Origin of the sequence: Bifidobacterium apis (assembly GCF_036986835.1) — a bacterium.
GTDB classification, from domain to species: Bacteria; Actinomycetota; Actinomycetes; order Actinomycetales; family Bifidobacteriaceae; genus Bombiscardovia; species Bombiscardovia apis_A.
Map to the genome: position 1 here is coordinate 1 of NZ_BTXD01000003.1, position 16,266 is coordinate 16,266.

13 protein-coding genes, 2 tRNA genes and 1 pseudogene are annotated in these 16,266 nt (G+C 61.4%); 15 read left to right on the forward strand and 1 reads right to left on the reverse strand.

Going from position 1 to position 16,266, the window contains the following annotated elements:
• Positions 1–176: pseudogene (locus AACP62_RS06935) on the forward strand (IS256 family transposase); the annotation flags it as partial.
• Between the two features lie 167 nt (positions 177–343).
• Here AACP62_RS06935 and AACP62_RS06940 read toward each other — a convergent pair.
• A tRNA-Ala gene (locus AACP62_RS06940) sits at positions 344–416 on the reverse strand.
• A gap of 213 nt (positions 417–629) precedes the next feature.
• Here AACP62_RS06940 and AACP62_RS06945 point away from each other — a divergent pair.
• The 14 genes from AACP62_RS06945 (at position 630) to arfA (ending at position 16,155) form a co-directional block, all read left to right on the forward strand.
• Positions 630–1,655, forward strand: coding sequence for a D-2-hydroxyacid dehydrogenase (locus AACP62_RS06945; RefSeq protein WP_232339264.1), 1,026 nt, complete (start codon positions 630–632; stop codon positions 1,653–1,655).
• Positions 1,656–1,660: 5 nt separating this feature from the next.
• On the forward strand, positions 1,661–2,473 hold the full coding sequence (locus AACP62_RS06950; protein WP_198206318.1) for a DUF1287 domain-containing protein: 813 nt from the start codon (positions 1,661–1,663) through the stop codon (positions 2,471–2,473).
• Positions 2,474–2,579: 106 nt separating this feature from the next.
• Positions 2,580–3,530 (forward strand): magnesium transporter CorA family protein, encoded by a 951-nt coding sequence (locus AACP62_RS06955; protein ID WP_024627661.1) that lies wholly within the window; start codon positions 2,580–2,582, stop codon positions 3,528–3,530.
• Positions 3,531–3,539: 9 nt separating this feature from the next.
• The gene (locus AACP62_RS06960; RefSeq protein WP_198206317.1) at positions 3,540–4,370 is read left to right on the forward strand and encodes a glutamate ABC transporter substrate-binding protein; all 831 of its coding nucleotides are present in this window, start codon (positions 3,540–3,542) and stop codon (positions 4,368–4,370) included.
• Positions 4,371–4,445: 75 nt separating this feature from the next.
• Entirely contained in the window at positions 4,446–7,415 is a 2,970-nt protein-coding gene (gene leuS / locus AACP62_RS06965) for a leucine--tRNA ligase (RefSeq protein ID WP_339347354.1), read from the forward strand.
• 101 nt (positions 7,416–7,516) lie between these two features.
• A complete protein-coding gene (locus AACP62_RS06970; protein WP_029678919.1) occupies positions 7,517–8,185 on the forward strand; it encodes a ComEA family DNA-binding protein in 669 nt (222 codons plus the stop codon).
• 884 nt (positions 8,186–9,069) lie between these two features.
• Positions 9,070–10,146, forward strand: coding sequence for a ComEC/Rec2 family competence protein (locus AACP62_RS06975; RefSeq protein ID WP_052323238.1), 1,077 nt, complete (start codon positions 9,070–9,072; stop codon positions 10,144–10,146).
• A 28-nt stretch (positions 10,147–10,174) separates the two neighbouring features.
• On the forward strand, positions 10,175–11,152 hold the full coding sequence (gene holA, locus AACP62_RS06980; RefSeq protein WP_029678917.1) for a DNA polymerase III subunit delta: 978 nt from the start codon (positions 10,175–10,177) through the stop codon (positions 11,150–11,152).
• Entirely contained in the window at positions 11,149–11,751 is a 603-nt protein-coding gene (tsaE, locus tag AACP62_RS06985) for a tRNA (adenosine(37)-N6)-threonylcarbamoyltransferase complex ATPase subunit type 1 TsaE (protein ID WP_029678916.1), read from the forward strand. Before holA ends, tsaE begins: the two co-directional genes overlap by 4 nt.
• Positions 11,748–12,536, forward strand: a complete 789-nt coding sequence (gene tsaB, locus AACP62_RS06990; RefSeq protein ID WP_029678915.1) for a tRNA (adenosine(37)-N6)-threonylcarbamoyltransferase complex dimerization subunit type 1 TsaB — start codon at positions 11,748–11,750, stop codon at positions 12,534–12,536. Before tsaE ends, tsaB begins: the two co-directional genes overlap by 4 nt.
• Positions 12,533–13,045, forward strand: a complete 513-nt coding sequence (gene rimI / locus AACP62_RS06995; RefSeq protein WP_044097907.1) for a ribosomal protein S18-alanine N-acetyltransferase — start codon at positions 12,533–12,535, stop codon at positions 13,043–13,045. The genes tsaB and rimI overlap by 4 nt, the downstream gene beginning before the upstream one ends.
• Positions 13,038–14,081, forward strand: a complete 1,044-nt coding sequence (tsaD, locus tag AACP62_RS07000) for a tRNA (adenosine(37)-N6)-threonylcarbamoyltransferase complex transferase subunit TsaD (RefSeq protein WP_029678913.1) — start codon at positions 13,038–13,040, stop codon at positions 14,079–14,081. The genes rimI and tsaD overlap by 8 nt, the downstream gene beginning before the upstream one ends.
• A 78-nt stretch (positions 14,082–14,159) precedes the next feature.
• Positions 14,160–14,232: transfer RNA gene (locus AACP62_RS07005), tRNA-Asn, on the forward strand.
• 387 nt (positions 14,233–14,619) lie between these two features.
• On the forward strand, positions 14,620–16,155 hold the full coding sequence (arfA, locus tag AACP62_RS07010; protein WP_425332928.1) for an arabinosylfuranosidase ArfA: 1,536 nt from the start codon (positions 14,620–14,622) through the stop codon (positions 16,153–16,155).
• The last annotated feature ends 111 nt before the right edge of the window (positions 16,156–16,266 follow it).

Below are 16,266 nucleotides of genomic sequence, written 5' to 3' on the forward strand. Positions count from 1 at the left end.
ACATGAAAACCGACAACCCCGACCCCGCCAGCCTGAACAGGGACGAACACCAGCAGCCACAACCAGCACCCAAACGGGAAACCAGACAGGAACAGGACGAGCCCGAACACTACGGCACCGCCATCAACTGGAACGAGTTCCACACACCAGTCAGATACCCCAACACCACACTCTGACCAACACACAACCAAACCCACACACAGAACCTAAAACAACGCGTTTAGTTCCTATAGGCCCGTTGATGGCCCAGCTGAGTTTGCCGCTGCGTCTTCGTCTGGAATCTCGCGGTTGCAGAGGTACTGGATATAAAAAGAATCCCGAGGTGACCTCGGGATTCCATCTGTGGAGCTAGGGGGATTCGAACCCCCGACCTTCTCCATGCCATGGAGACGCGCTACCAGCTGCGCCATAGCCCCGTGCTTGCCTTGCTTGGTGAAGCCTTGCTTATAGTACACCGGGATTGGCGAATGGAGCAACTCAGTGTGTTGCCCCGGAATTGCAGGGATTGTGAGCTAATTGATGGATTTTATCCTCGAATGGTCTTGAGTCATTCCTGAGCTTGCAAGTGCGCTAGCATGATGAACAAGGGGCGACCAAGGGGGTCGGCAGCAACGGAAAGGCGGCGGACCATGACCGGCAAAAACGATGTCGAAGTACGGGCTGAAAAGCGGAACGAGAACCATCCTGGGGACCAGCTCATCATCAACTGCCTGCCCTTGGACCAGAGCGAACGACAGGAATTCCTCCAGGCGGCTCCAGGCGTTCATCAGGAGTTCATTGTCGACACGGACATGCGGCAGAGCATGCATTGGCTCATCGATGTCCCTCAATCCCTCCGATCGGAGGCCACGATCATTTTGGGTAATCCGCCGGCCGAGCAGGTGGTTGCCTGCCGTAACCTGGTCTGGCTGCAGACCAGCAGCGCGGGTGTGGATGCCTACCTGAAACCGGGGGTTCTGCCTCCGGATGCCATGTTGACCAGTGCCTCAGGCGCTTACGGGCAGTCGGTTTCCGAGCACATGTTCGCCATGATGTGGGCCCTGATGAAGGACCTTCCTGGTTACCGGGACAATCAACGCATGGGCCGTTGGGAACCTCGCGGGGCTGTCCTTTCACCGCGCGGTTGCCAGGTTCTGGTTTTGGGCACGGGGGATATCGGAGCCTCCTTCGCTCGTCTGGCCAAGGCTGTAGGCGCTCGGACCATCGGTATCAGGCGGCATCCCGACCAGCCGGTGGAGGGGTTCGACTGTCTGGCTGGTTTTGACGATCTGGATGCCCTGCTGCCTGAGATGGACGTAGTGGCTCTGGCCCTGCCTTCAACGCCGCAGACCAGACATATCATCGACGGCAATCGTCTTGCATTGATGAAGTCCACCGCCGTGCTGATCAACGCGGGCAGGGGAGATGCCGTGGACTGCATGGCTCTGGCACAAGCCCTGGATAAGGATGGCATTTTCGGTGCAGGGCTGGATGTGACCGAACCGGAACCTCTGCCTGAAGACCACCCACTCTGGAGGCAACCACGCTGCCTGCTCACCCCGCATGTGGCCGGGGGAGCCTATCTACCCTCCAACATGGACAAGGTTCGGGAAATTTGCCTGGATAATCTTCGTCGGTTCATGGCTGGCAGACCCCTTCGCAACCGGATGAGGTGACCGCCGTGTCGACAGAGCAAAGCCGTAGCGGCAACAGTCGTGGGCGGACGACTGTTCTGCGGTGGGCGGCCGTCCTGCTGGCGCTTGCCTTGATTGCGGCGGGCTCCTTGACCTTGGCCGGCAGGCTAATGGGTGTCGGACCTGCTCGCCATGATAATCAAAGTTCCTCTGCAAACGGCCGCAAGACCGCTTCCCATAGCCTTCCCGGGTATTCTCCTGAGCAGACTGCGGCCCATCCGCCTCTGATCTCGCCTGTGGACTACAACCACGACGGTGTGGACGACTATACGGCCATGGTGCGTGGAGCCCATCGGGAGGCACGCCTCCATCCACGTTATGACAGCGGCTACTATCAGGGCGGCTATCCACCCGATGACCGGGGTGCCTGTACCGATGAGATCTGGAGGGCCTTCCGACAGGCCGGCTACGATCTCAAAGCCATGGTCGACGCTGACATCGCCTCGTCTCCTGGGGCCTATGCCGGAGTCATCAGCAGGCCTGATCCGAACATCGACTTCAGACGCACCAACGTCCTCGGCGTATTCCTGTCCCGGCACGCCCAGCGTCTGACCAACGACATCGCGGCCACCGACCAGTGGCAGCAGGGCGACATCGTCATCTTCGATACCTCCTGGCACATCGGCATGGCCTCGGATAAAAGGGACAGCCGGGGTATTCCCCTGCTTCTGCACAACATGGGCCAGCGCGCCAGGGAGAACGACTACCTGGGGTCACCTGGCCATCGTCCCATCACCGGTCATTTCCGCTTCGACGCCTCCAAAATCCAACCCGCCGTCCTGCGCCCATGGAGGGGGTGACCCGGGACTACCCTGCGAAATTGAGCACGGCGGCGACTGGTTATCTGCTACTATCGGTTCGGCCAGACACGTCGGCCAGGTCCGAGCATGAGAGGCGGTGATGGCGATGATGAGAGTATTCAGCACCATGAACGGGCAGATTGAGCAGATCGGCAAGGCTTCCAAGGGCTCATGGATATGCTTATCGGCGCCCACCGATGTCGAGTTGGCCAACGTCTCGCAGACCACGGGCATAGACCTGGCTGACCTGCGTGCTCCCCTGGACGATGAAGAGCGCTCGCGTGTGGACGTGGAGGACGAGTACACCATGGTCATCGTCGACATTCCCCGGGCCGAGGAGCGCGACGGCCGGGACTACTACGAGACCATTCCTCTGTCCATCATCGTTACGGAGGATCTGATTGTCACCGTCTGCATGCAGGACACCGTCCTGCTCCACCCCTTCATGGAGGGCACCATCCGGGGTTTCAACACCTTCATGAAGTCCCGCTTCATCCTGCAGATCCTCTACCGCAACGCCACCCTCTACCTGCGATACCTGCGCATCATCGACCGCGAGTCGGACCGGTTGGAGCTCAAACTGCGCCACTCCATGCAGAACCGGGAGATCCTCATGCTGCTGGAGCTCAACAAGACCCTGGTCTATTTCGCCACCAGCCTCAAGTCCAACGAGATCGTCCTGGAGAAGCTGACCGGGCTGGAGCGGATCAAGCGCTACCCGGACGATGAGGACCTGCTGGGCGACGTGATCACGGAGAACAAGCAGGCCATTGAGATGGCCAACATCTACTCAAGCGTGCTTTCGAACATGACCGACGCCTTCGCCTCCATCGTCTCCAACAACGTCAACAATGTGATGAGGATCTTCACCATCATCTCCATCAGCCTGTCGGTGCCCACGCTGATCTTCTCCATGTATGGCATGAACTTCAACCAGGGCATGTTCGGCATGCCGTTCACCGACAAGCCCTGGGGTTTTGCGGTCGTGGTGATTCTTTCGGGCCTGGTGACCGCCCTGGTAACCTGGTTCCTGACCCGTTCGAGAATGTTCAAGTAGGGGCCGATCATGTTTGCACGCAGGATTGCGGCGGCTCTGCTGGCACTGGTTCTGGCGGTGCCCCTGAGCGGGTGCGGCCGCCAGGAGGATCGCTACCGAGCGGGTTCCATCGGGCCCAAGATCAGCGTGGGCATCTCCTTCGATCAGCCTGGACTTGGGTTCGCCCAGTCCGGCCAGTACCGGGGACTGGATGTGGACGTGGCCCAGTATGTGGTCCACGAGCTTGGATACGCCGAGTCGCAGATCGTCTTCCGCCAGGTGAAGCCTGCGGATCGCGAGCGCATGCTCGAACAGGGCCAGGTGGACATGGTTGTGGCTGGCTACTCCATCACCCAGGAACGGCAGAAGCTGGTGGATTTCGCCGGACCATACCTGGCTGCGGGGCAGGACCTGCTGGTTCGCCGCACTCAGAACGACATCGCCGGGGTGGAGGATCTGGCCCAAAAGCGGGTCTGCGTGGCAGCGGGGTCCACCTCCGGGGCACTGGTGCGCTCGCTGGCCCCCCAGGCCCAGGTCCAGGAGCGGGAGGAGTTCCCCGAGTGCATCACGGCCCTGCTCAGCGGGGATACGGATGCCGCCAGCGGCGATGACTTCGCCCTGGCTGGACTGGCTCATGTTCGCGGCGGTGGCCAGTTGCGCCTGGTCGGCAACCCCTTCTCCCATGAGCGGTATGGCATAGGCGTGCCCCGCGGGGATCCGGAGCTGGTGGGCGTCATCGACCAGGCCCTGAAGAGGATGATGCGGGACGGATCCTTCAAGGCCGCCCTGGGCCGGGCTTCCCGCTCAATCGGCTTCTCCATCGATGCCGCCGCCCGCACCCTGCACCCCGGCGACCACTGAGCACGGCTCCCGTAAGGACGACGGATGCTGGACATCGGCCCGGCCGTGTCCATGTGAATGGCGATAATTCACCATATGAACGCGAATGAAGACAGGGATCATCAGCAGACCCAGGAATCCGATCAGCCTCAATTCCGCTACGATGCCGTCATGGCACAGACCATCGAGGAGCACTGGCAGCAGCGCTGGGACAAGGAGGGCACCTTCTGGGCCGCCAACACCAAGGGTGAGTTGACGGATGCCCATGGGGAGCACGCTGGGGGCCGCAGTCCCTACTTCGTCATCGACATGTTCCCCTATCCTTCGGGCAAGGGCCTGCATGTGGGTCACCCCCTGGGTTACATCGCCACCGACGTGGTCAGCCGCTACCACCGGATGAAGGGCGAGAACGTCCTGCACGCCATGGGCTACGATGCCTTCGGCCTGCCCGCCGAACAGTACGCCGTCCAGACCGGCCAGCATCCACGGGTCACCACCGAGCAGAACATCGCCAACATGCGCTGGCAGCTGCACCGGCTGGGGCTCAGCTTCGACGACCGCCGCTCCTTCGCCACCATCGATACCGATTATGTGCGCTGGACCCAGTGGATCTTCTCGCGCATCTACGAGTCCTGGTACGACCCTGACTATCGCCGTGCCGACGGGGGGACGGGTTCTGCCAGGCCCATCAGCGAGCTGGTCCAGGCCTTCAAGTCCGGAAGCAGGCCCATCCCCGGCCATGCCGACGCCTCCTGGGAGGACCTGGACGAGGCCGAGCGCTCCGAGGTGCTCAACGACTTCCGCCTGGCCTACATCTCGCGCTCGCCGGTCAACTGGTGCCCCGGGCTGGGCACGGTCCTGGCCAACGAGGAGGTGACCGCCGAGGGACGCTCCGAGCGGGGCAACTACCCGGTCTACCAGCGCGAGCTCAAGCAGTGGTCCATGCGCATCACTGCCTACGGACACCGGCTTCTGGAGGATCTGGACATTCTGGACTGGCCCGAAAAGGTCAAGCTCATGCAGCGCAACTGGATCGGGGAGTCGCATGGGGCCTCGGTGGACTTCACCGTGCCCAGCCCCGACGGCGATCAGACCATGGAGGTCTACACCACCCGTCCCGACACGCTTTTCGGCACCACCTTCGCCGTGGTTTCCCCCGAACATGACCTGCTGCAGCACCTGCCCAAGGAGTGGCCTGAGGACGTGCCTGAGCAGTGGAAGGGCGGTTACGCCAATCCTGCGGAGGGCGTGCAGGCCTATCGCAGGGCCGCCGAGGCCAAGACCGCCAAGGATCGCGTGGATGAGGGCGGAGCCAAGACCGGCCTGTTTACCGGGCTGTACGCGGTGAACCCCATCACCGGGGCCAAGCTGCCCATCTTCACCGCCGATTACGTGCTGATGGACTACGGCACCGGAGCCATCATGGCTGTGCCTGGCGGCGATCAGCGCGATTACGACTTCGCCATCAAGTATGGCCTGCCCGTCGTCTACACGGTCAGCCCGCTGGCTGAGTCCGGGCAGACCCTGGACGACTACCGGGGCAAGGCGCCTTTCGTCTCTCACGACGGCATTGTGGTCAACTCTTCGGTCCAGGCCACCCAGGCCGCCGGCGACCCGCTCAGCCTGGACGGTCTGCGGGTCGACCAGGCCATCGAGAAGGTCACTGCCTGGCTGGAGTCGGCCGGGGTGGGCCATGGGACGGTCTCCTACCGGCTGCGCGACTGGCTCTTTTCACGTCAGCGCTACTGGGGCGAGCCATTCCCCGTGGTCTATGACGACCAGGGCCTGCCCCACCTGCTGCCCGACGACCAGCTGCCGGTGGCCCTGCCGGATGTGCCCGACTACTCGCCCAAGACCTTCGACCCCGAGGATGCCCAGTCCAGCCCGGAAGCACCGCTGAGCCGCAACCAGGACTGGGTGAACGTGACCCTGGACCTGGGCGACGGACCCAAGGTCTACCACAGGGACACCAACACCATGCCCAACTGGGCAGGCTCCTGCTGGTACTACATGCGCTACATCGACCCCAAGGACGACCGGCACATGGTCGATCCGGAGGAATACGACTACTGGCTTGGGCCCAAGCACAACGCCACGGCCGGGGAGTCAGGCGGCGTCGATCTCTATGTGGGCGGCGTGGAGCACGCGGTGCTGCACCTGCTCTATGCCCGCTTCTGGCACAAGGTCCTCTACGATCTGGGATACGTCTCGTCCAAGGAGCCCTTCCACAAGCTCTTCAACCAGGGGATGATCCAGGCCTACGCCTACACCGACCAGCGCGGCCAGTATGTGCCCGCCGCCGAGGTGGAGGAGCACGAGGAGGGCGGCAAGGTCAGCTACACCTGGCAGGGGCAGCCGGTCAACCGTGAGTTCGGCAAGATGGGCAAGAGCCTCAAGAACATCATCACCCCGGACGATATGTACCGCACCTATGGGGCCGACACCTTCCGCCTCTACGAGATGAGCATGGGCCCATTGGACGAGTCCCGGCCCTGGAACACGCGCAACGTGGTGGGTGGCATGCGCTTCCTGCAGCGGCTCTGGCGCAACGTGGTGGACGAGCAGACCGGCGAGGTGGTCCTGGACGAGGGCGAACCCGACCAGAAGACCCTGAAGCTGCTCAATACCACCATCCACGACGTGACGGTGGAGATGGAGGCCATGCGGCCCAACACGGCCATCGCCAGGATGATCGTGCTCAACAACCATCTGACCGGGCTGAACCCGACGCCCAGGGCAGCCATCGAGCCCTTGGTGCTCATGCTCTCGCCCATCGCCCCCCACATCTGCGAGGAGCTCTGGAGCCGTATGGGTCACAAGGAATCCCTGGCGCATGCCCAGTGGCCGACCTGGGATGATCGCTATCTTGGCGAGGACACGGTCACTGCCGTGGTCCAGGTCAAAGGCAAGGTCCGCGGCAAGCTGCAGGTCAGCCCCGACATCGCGCCCGACCAGCTCAAGGCCATGGCTCTGGCACTGCCTGCCGTCCAGGAGCGGCTGGGCGGCAAGGAGCCACGGAAGGTCATTGTCAAGGCGCCTAAGATCGTTTCGGTCGTGCCAGCCTGACTCTGAACTGCCCGCAGCCTGGCTGTGGACAGACGACGACCTTCGACCACATAGTCCCCCGACCTCATATCGGGGGGGCTTTTCCATGTCAGGCTGGGCCTATGAGCATCAATATCACCCAGCCGCCGGCGCCGCCGCTCCAGGCTCTGGCCCTGAATCAATCGATTCGGTCGGAGCCGTCAGCTGAAGGCAAGGCCGACTCCCAGGTTCGACGGGATAAGCCCGTTTGGTCGTTTACGCCGCTTCAGGCCTTGACGGCCATCCTCATTCTGGTGGCGGCCCTTGCCTTAAGTCTGACCCTGCTGGCCCAGCAGGGACGGGCCCTGGCGACAGGAGTAACTGTTGACGGATCCGGGGCCAGGTCGTCGGCTGCTGCGAAAAGCGATGTAAACAGGGCTACCAACCGAGGCAAGCAAGCCTCAGGAAACGATCCCAGCCGTAATATTCAGGGTCAAGCGGGCAGTGAACAGGCCAAACTTCCGGTTTCAGGCTCACCCCAACCTCCCGAAGAGACCGGTAATGTCCCTGCTGCTCCGGCCTCCAGTGCCTCCTCAGCGAAGGACGATCAGGCGGGACGGGTGAATATCAACAGCGCCAGCCAGCAGGATCTGGAGAACGTCAAAGGAATCGGTCCGGTCAAGGCTGCAAAAATATTGGAACATCGGCACGCCATCGGCGGCCGTTACACCTCGGTAGACCAGCTCCTGGATGTCCCCGGTATCGGTGCCAAGACCCTGGCCCGCTTACGCCCATATTTGGTGGCGCAATGATGGTCGGTCATGCAGCGGTTCACGATGGGGTTCACGATGCAACTGATCGGGAGAACGGCAGCCGCAACCTTCGTATGCTCCCCGCCGCCTGTCTGGCTTGGGCGGTTGCCTTGCTGGTCTCGTGGTTTTTGGACCGGAGCATGGGCGGATCAGCGGTAGGATCAGCCAAGGGCGGTGACTGGGCCGAGTCAATGGGGGAATCCAAAGGCGACATGGCCGGTGGGAGTACAGCCGGTGGAGGCATGGGCATAGCGGTCTGGATGACGCCGCTTGTCCTGGCGCTTCCATTAGTCCTTGCAACGCTCCTGCTTGCCATCAAATTCGTCTGCTTGGTCGTAACAGAGAACCCCGATTGCAGGAGTCAGGTATTTCGTCGGCCTCATCGCTTACGCAGTCTGAATACGACTTGTGGGAGCGCAGCGAATATCAGGGACACCTTGGTGTCCACTTGGTTTGGTCCTCGGAAGCTGCCGACGCTGGCCGTACTGGCTGCCGTGGCTTTGGCTACGGCATTGGCTGCCACGGTCGATTATGAGTCGGTGCGCAGCGGGCCGGCGTCCCGTCAGATCCTTCAGGGGAAGGCGATGGCTGAGGTTCGTGGCAAAGCTGTGGGACCTATGAGCGCATCCTCTCGAAGAGGCTGGGACTGTCAGGTGGAATTAAGGCTGCAATGGGTGACTGTGGCCGGGGTGCGCATGCCTTCCGATGAACGGATTGTGCTCTTCGCCCGCAGCCGGTCATGCCTGTTGCAGCAGGGTGGACAGTATCGCGCGCGAGGTCTCTTGGAACCCTCCGCTTACGGACGCCCTATGCCTTGGCTGACCGTGGAAGGCGGCCTGAAAGAGGTCAGACCGCCAGGACCTGGTAGACGATTAATCGCTCGTATGCAAAATGCCTTTCTCGAACAGGCCAGCAGGCTGGATGATCAGGGGCGGATTCTGGTGCCGGGGTTGACCATGGGCATCCTAGGCAACCAGGCCCTGCCCGGGTCGGGTGGGTCCCTAAGCAGACCGGCAGTGGAACCTGCCTATGCCGCCCGTCTGACCCAGGATTTCCGGGCATCAGGCATCCTTCATCTGATGGCGGTCTCCGGCGGGCACTTCATGATCCTGGCCTCACTGTTGGTTTCGATCATGCGGTCCCTGCGCTCGCCGCCCCTGCTGATGGCCCTGGTTTTGTCTGCCGCCTATCTGGGCTTGGGCATGCTGATGGTCCCAGGGGATTCAGTCTTGCGAGCTCAGGCCATGGGGCTTCTTTCGGCGCTGGCCCTCGCTGTCTGCCGTCCTGCACAGTCCTTGAATACCTTGTCCTGGTGCGTGCTGCTGGTCCTGATCCTGCGGCCTTCCATGGCTTCAAGCTTCGGCTTCGCACTCTCCTGTGGTGCCGTGCTTGGCATAGGTCTGGGTAACCGGCGTTTGACGGCCCTCCTTGAAAACCATCTGCCGGCATTACTGGCACGTCCATTGGCCACGACCCTGTGCGCACAGGCCGGGACTCTGCCCGTGCAGGTGCTGATGAGTCCCGGACTGCCTCTGCTGGCCCCGCTGGCCAACCTGCTGGTCACTCCTGTGGTCGACGCTGCCACCGTGACCGGCCTGCTTGCATTGCTCACCTCCTGGCTCTGGCCCCCATTGGGGCTCTTGCTGGCCCGGTTGACCTCCTTGGGTACCGGGGTCATGGCTTTTGCCGCCACATGGCTGGGCGAGGCGGCTGCTCCGGCGGCCTGGCCCTCTGGGCCAGTCGGCAGCGCCTGTCTGCTTGGTCTGGGTCTCATGGTCGTGATCGATCATCGACTGGTTCGACTCATCCGTACCCGGAGGTGGGACCGTTCATGGTCAGCCGTGGCAGACGAGGATTCAGGGGTTCCCTTTCGGCCATCGGCTTGGGGGTCAATCAAGGTCTGGCTACGGCAGACCTATAGCCTTCTGGCACAGTTGGTCTTCAAAAAACGACCGGGGTAATGTCCAGTGATAAAGGGAGATTTGAGTCATGACCAAAGCTCAGCAGGAGAACCCTTCCGTCCATCTGGTGGTCGGCGGTGATCCCTTCCTCAACGGGCAGCGCGTCAAGGAGCTGTGTGCACAGGCATGTGCCGCTCACCCGGACAGCGAATACATGGAAATGGACGCAGCAGACTGCGACGCTTATGCCTTTCAGGAGGCGGTCGGACCCTCCCTGCTCAGTCAGACGGCCGTGGTTCTTCTGGATGATTTGCAGGCGGCCGATGAGGCCTTGACTCAGGCCCTGGTGGACTTCTGCCACGAGCCGGTAGATTCCGAATCCAGCATTGTCATCGCACGTCATGACGGGGGCAACCGGGGCCGCAGGCTTCTGGATCAGATGGAACGGGCCGGAGCAGTCATAGAGCGTATGCCGGATCTGAAGAAGTTCGATGACAAGGTCGATTTCGTTTATGGGCAATTCAAGGCCCATCAGCGTCGCATCCAGCCGCGGGCGGCCCAGCGTCTGGTGGATGTCCTGGGCGAACGCACTCCGGAACTGGCTGCTATGTGCTCTCAGCTCTGTTTTGATTTTGACCAGGACCCCATGACCTTGGATATCGTCAACCGGTATCTGACCGATAACCCGGCTGTATCGGGATTCGCTGTGGCGGACAAGGCCCTTGCTGGCAAACCGGCCCAAGCCGTCGTCGCCCTGCGTTCAGCTCTGGAACAGGGCAACGAACCGGTATCACTTATCGGAGTACTGGCCCTGAAGCTGCGAACGCTGGGCAAGGAGGCGGCCATCGAATCTGGATCCATCACGACAGCCGAGGCCAAGGCCGCTTACTGGCAGTTGCGGGAGGCGAAGCGACAGCTGCATGGATGGACATCCTCCGGCCTGGCGGCCTGCATCGAGGCCTTGGCCCATGCTGATGAGGTCAGCAAGACCAGCAGCGGCGATGCCCGCTATGCTCTGGAACGGGCAGTGGAGCTGATTGCCGCCAAGGGAAGGACATTGGCATGAGCCTGCAGTACAGTGCCGAGCAACAGGATGGATTCGAGCTGGCTGTGCCAACGGGCGAGGACATGCAGCGTCTGGGCAGAAACCTGGCTTCATGTTTGCAAGGCGGGGATGTGATCCTCCTGTCCGGACCTCTGGGGGCGGGCAAAACCACGCTGGCCCAGGGGCTGGGCAGCGGACTTGGAGTGGACGGTCCTGTGGTCTCGCCCACGTTCACCATCGCAAGAGAGCTGCATGGCCATCTGTCCGACGGCTCGCCGGTCACCCTGATCCACGTGGATGCCTATCGGCTGGGTGGACAGGACTATCTGCCTGGCGAGGATGCAGTGGATCGGCTCCTGGACGAGCTGGAGTCCCTTGGTCTGGACGAGGAGTTGGAAGATCCGGGCCAAAGCACCATCATCCTGATGGAATGGGGGGAGCAGATGGCTTCGGCGCTGGCCGATCAACGACTGGAAGTGAGCATCGCCCGACCCGTGGATCCTCGGGAAGATCCTGACGCGCCACCCAGCTCCCAGGGTCAGCGTATGGTACGTCTGCGTGGAGTGGGTCCTTCATGGGCCACCAGACTGGAGCAGCTGAGAAAGGCGATGACGACATGAGCGGGAGCGATACGCCCCTTTTGGTGATCGACACCTCATATGGCTCGACTGTGGGGCTGCCCGGGCGGGAGCCTTGCATCGAGACCGAATCGCGCTCGCATGTGGAACGCCTCCAGGTCAATATCGCCAAGGTCATGGACCAGGCCGGGCTGTCTGCAGACAACCTGAGAACCATCGTGGTGGGACTGGGCCCTGCGCCCTTCACCGGTCTACGGGCAGGCATCGTAACCGCCAAAGCCCTGGCCTTTGCCACCGGTGCCCGTCTGCTGGGGCAGGACATCCTGGAACCACAGGCCCGCTATGCCTACAGCCGGTTCAGTCAGCAGGAACAAGACCATACCCGGTTGCTGGTTCTGGCTGTCAATGATGCTCGACGTCGGCAGCTCTATTACCGTCTCTTTGATGACTTTGGAGACGTGGAAGCCCCGGCCCGGCCGCTGACCGAAATGAGCATCGACTATCCAGCTGCTATCTGTGAGAGAATCACGGCCGTTGCAGAGGAGGGTGGGTCTGTGGATCAGGGCCCTGTCACTCTGGTCATTAGTGGCCATGGAGCCGGTCGCTACGCTGACCAGTGGGAGCGTCTGGATAAGCATCCGGATATACGGGTGATACTGGACGAAGGATCCTTCCTGGAGGATCGGACCCAGGGGACAGCTCTGATGGCGGCTTGTGCATGCAGACGTGCCCAGCAGGGGCTGATCGACCCGGTGGAGCCGCTTTACCTTCGTCGGCCGGACGTCTCGGTGCCCAACCCGCTCAAACACGTGGCTGTCCAGTCATGATTCGCAGGGCGGCCTTGGGGGACCTGAACCAGCTTGTCAATCTGGAGAAGCGCGTCTTCGGCGACCAGGCCTGGAAGAGGCAGGAGATGCGGTTTGAGTTGTCTGCGCCCTCGCGCACCTACCTGGTATGGGAGGACCAGGGTGCCATCCTGGGCTACGGAGGTTATTGGTCGGGCGAAAGGGAGGCCGAGCTGATGACCATTGGGGTGCTACCGGAAGCACGACATCGCGGTATTGCAGGATCCCTGCTGGCCAAGCTGATTGCTTCGGCCGATTGTATGGGGTTGCAGCGAATGAATCTGAAGGTGCGTGTAGACAATCCCGTGGCCATCAATCTCTACAAGGACTTTGGCTTCTCAAAGACGGGTCTATCCAAGGGCTACTATCAGCCTGAAGGCGTGGATGCCTGGGCTATGACCAGACCTTTAAGCTCGGTCGGGCCGGGTCCGGTGGGATCTGTCAGCAGCAGGCTTTCGGAAGGACAGGAAAGGATCATTGACCATGAGTGAGCCTCTGGTGCTTGGCATCGAATCCACCTGCGACGAGACTGCAGCCGCCCTGGTTCAGGGTAACCGGCTGCTGTCCAACGTGGTGGCATCCTCCATGAACGAGCACGCCCGTTATGGGGGCGTCATCCCTGAGATCGCCTCGCGGGCACACGCTGAGTCCTTTGTGCCGGTTGTCTCCAAGGCCTTGAAGGATGCGGACATGGACCTGTCCCAAGTGGATGCCATAGCGGTCTCGGCTGGTCCTGGACTTGCTGGATGCCTGGCCGTAGGCGTCTCCGGCGCCAAGGCGCTGGCCTGGGCGGCGAAAAAGCCTCTATATGGCATCAACCATGTCATCGGCCACATAGCGGTCACCCAGCTCCAATTCGGCCCCTTTCCGAAGAACGCGCTGGCCTTGATCGTCTCCGGCGGCCACACCTCGCTGCTGCATGTGGATGACCTGGCTCGATCGGTCCAGGTGGTGGGCACTACCCTGGATGACGCGGCGGGGGAGTGCTTCGACAAAATTGCGCGTCTGCTCGGTTTCCCCTATCCCGGCGGCCCCCACATCGACCGTCATGCCCGCCTGGGCGACTCTCACGCCATCGCTGTGCCCCAGGGGCTGACCAAGGGTCGGGCCGGAGCCGAGCATCCCTATGACTTCAGCTTCTCCGGGGTCAAGACCGCAGTGGCTCGATGGGTCGAACGCAGACAGCAGGCCGGGCTCGACATTCCCGTGGATGATGTCTGCGCCTCCCTGGCGGATTCCGTGGCCACCGTCCTATCCCGCAAGGCCATGGCTGCCTGCCACATGTTCGACACGGATACCCTGATTGTCGGCGGTGGGTTTTCAGCCAACTCACAGCTGCGCGGCAAGCTTCAGGAATTCGGTGACCAGGAGGGCATCAAGGTCCGCATTCCGAAGATCAACCTGTGCACGGACAACGGCGCCATGGTGGCCATGCTGGGCGTCAATCTGGTCCAGGCCGGTCTGGCACCCTCCGCTCCTGACTTTTCCATCGATTCGGCCATGCCCATGGACAGGATCCTCATGTAATCGACACGCCAAGTTGTCGGATACGAAAGTCTGGACTACAGTATGGTAATTGTGTTCAGCGAGAGTTGAACGGGACATTCCCGCATAGCTCAGTTGGCAGAGCGTTCGACTGTTAATCGAAATGTCGCTGGTTCAAGCCCAGCTGCGGGAGCTCTCAACCGCCGGTTCTCCGGCGGTTTTCTTTATCTGCAAGCTCTCTTTATGATGTGCAATCTGTCAAGTAAATGACCCCCCCCCCCCCCTGTCTCAAATGCTCCTGGCCGTTGTAAATATGAGTATCGGGATGCACAACCGACTGAATTGATGAGAAGTCTCCTGACACAAGGACTGATGCTGTCGGCCTGTTCTCAATATTCTCATTCCTAGTGTGATATGGAATAACCACGTAGCCTGTCGCTCGGCACTAGGGGGGGGGTGACTGCGTGGGGCGATAGACCGGTGGTTTGTCGAATTCACAACGTTGTACTATTCAGATGTTCCATAGTTTCAATATGGACGAGAATCATGGTCGATAAAGTCAGAACGAAGGAGTCAGACAGTGACGCAGGGGCAACAAACTCACAGCGGCAGGGCACAGTTCAAGGTGGATGAGGAGCAAAAGTCCACGCCAATTGACGATCGCCTTTTCGGCTCCTTCGTAGAGCACCTGGGCAGGGGCATCTACTCGGGCATCTATGAGCCGGGCCATCCGACAGCAGACGAACAGGGTTTTCGCCGGGACGTCATGGATCTGGTCAAGGAGCTGGGCGTGACCACCATCCGATACCCGGGCGGTAACTTCGTCTCGGGCTATCGCTGGGAGGATGGCGTGGGACCGCGTGAAAACCGTCCTCGCCGTCTCGACCTGGCCTGGCACTCCGGTGAAAGCAACGAGTTCGGCCTGCATGAGATGCGCGACTGGCTGGACAAGCTGGGCGGCAACGAGCTCATGGAGGCCGTTAACCTGGGCACCAGGGGCATGCAGGAGGCCCTGGATCTGCTCGAATACTGCAATGTGCCGTCGGGCACCGAGCTGTCGGAACGGCGTCGTGCCAACGGCCATGATCGCCCCCTCAACATCAGGATGTGGTGCCTGGGCAACGAGATGGACGGCGACTGGCAGATCGGCCACAAGAGTGCAGAGGAATATGCCGATCTGGCCAACCGGACGGCTGTGGCCATGCGGATGATCGACCCGGACTTGGATCTGGTCGTATGCGGATCTTCGTCGCACACCATGCCCACCTTCGGCCTCTGGGAGCGTACCGTCCTGGAGCGCTGCTTCGAAAATGTGAACTTCCTCTCATGCCATGCCTATTACGCGCCCAAGGATGGGGACATGGCCAGCTTTTTGGCTTCCGGCGTGGACATGGACAGTTTCATCACCGATGTTGCGGCCATCATCGCCGCCTCGCGTGCCCGGCTGGGCAGTGATCATCAGGTTTTCATCTCCTTCGACGAGTGGAATGTCTGGTACCAGGATGCCGAGGCCAGCAGATCGCCCGAAGGCATCGGCAATTGGCCTATAGGCGCGCCGCTCTTGGAGGATGTTTATACGGCGGCAGATGCCGTGGTGGTAGGCGACCTGCTGATCACCCTGCTCAGGCATGCCGACGTCGTTCATGCGGCCAGCCTGGCCCAGCTGGTCAACGTCATTGCCCCCATCATGACCGAGCCCGGCGGCCCGGCCTGGAGGCAGACAATTTTCTACCCCTTCGCCCTGACCGCCCGTTATGCACGAGGCGCCAGCGTGCTCAAGAGCCTGCAGAGCGGCGACACCTTTGAGACTTCCCGCTACGGTCAGGTGCCCATGACCGATTCAGTGGCCGTCAGAGGTGCCGATGGCTCCCTGAGTGTTTTCGCGGTCAACCGCAGCCTTGACCGTTCCGTTGATTTCAGCATCGCCCTGCCTGAACAGGACCGACATCGGCAGGCCAAGATCAGCACACTGCACGAGGAGGACCCCTCGGCACGCAACACGCTTGAGGACCAGGAGCGAGTCGTCATGCATGCCAGGAAGGACTTCAGGATGGATGAGGACACCTTGAACCTTCAGCTGCCTCCCATCTCATGGACGGTCATTCATCTGGCTTGAAAGGCCGCCAATGGCATCTAGACCGGGAACCCTTTCACGGACTCTTGATTATGGTGCCTTTACGGTCCATCTGGATGTGGACGAGTATATATTCGACCACATGCCTCCTTC

Excerpts from the sequence above, each read along its gene's own strand:
- AACP62_RS06945 (WP_232339264.1), top strand. The coding sequence starts at position 630 with ATGACCGGCAAAAACGATGTCGAAGTACGGGCTGAAAAGCGGAACGAG.
- AACP62_RS06955 (WP_024627661.1), top strand. The coding sequence starts at position 2,580 with ATGATGAGAGTATTCAGCACCATGAACGGGCAGATTGAGCAGATCGGC.
- AACP62_RS06960 (WP_198206317.1), top strand. The coding sequence starts at position 3,540 with ATGTTTGCACGCAGGATTGCGGCGGCTCTGCTGGCACTGGTTCTGGCG.
- leuS (WP_339347354.1), top strand. The coding sequence starts at position 4,446 with ATGAACGCGAATGAAGACAGGGATCATCAGCAGACCCAGGAATCCGAT.
- AACP62_RS06970 (WP_029678919.1), top strand. The coding sequence starts at position 7,517 with ATGAGCATCAATATCACCCAGCCGCCGGCGCCGCCGCTCCAGGCTCTG.
- AACP62_RS06975 (WP_052323238.1), top strand. The coding sequence starts at position 9,070 with ATGCAAAATGCCTTTCTCGAACAGGCCAGCAGGCTGGATGATCAGGGG.
- holA (WP_029678917.1), top strand. The coding sequence starts at position 10,175 with ATGACCAAAGCTCAGCAGGAGAACCCTTCCGTCCATCTGGTGGTCGGC.
- tsaE (WP_029678916.1), top strand. The coding sequence starts at position 11,149 with ATGAGCCTGCAGTACAGTGCCGAGCAACAGGATGGATTCGAGCTGGCT.
- tsaB (WP_029678915.1), top strand. The coding sequence starts at position 11,748 with ATGAGCGGGAGCGATACGCCCCTTTTGGTGATCGACACCTCATATGGC.
- rimI (WP_044097907.1), top strand. The coding sequence starts at position 12,533 with ATGATTCGCAGGGCGGCCTTGGGGGACCTGAACCAGCTTGTCAATCTG.
- tsaD (WP_029678913.1), top strand. The coding sequence starts at position 13,038 with ATGAGTGAGCCTCTGGTGCTTGGCATCGAATCCACCTGCGACGAGACT.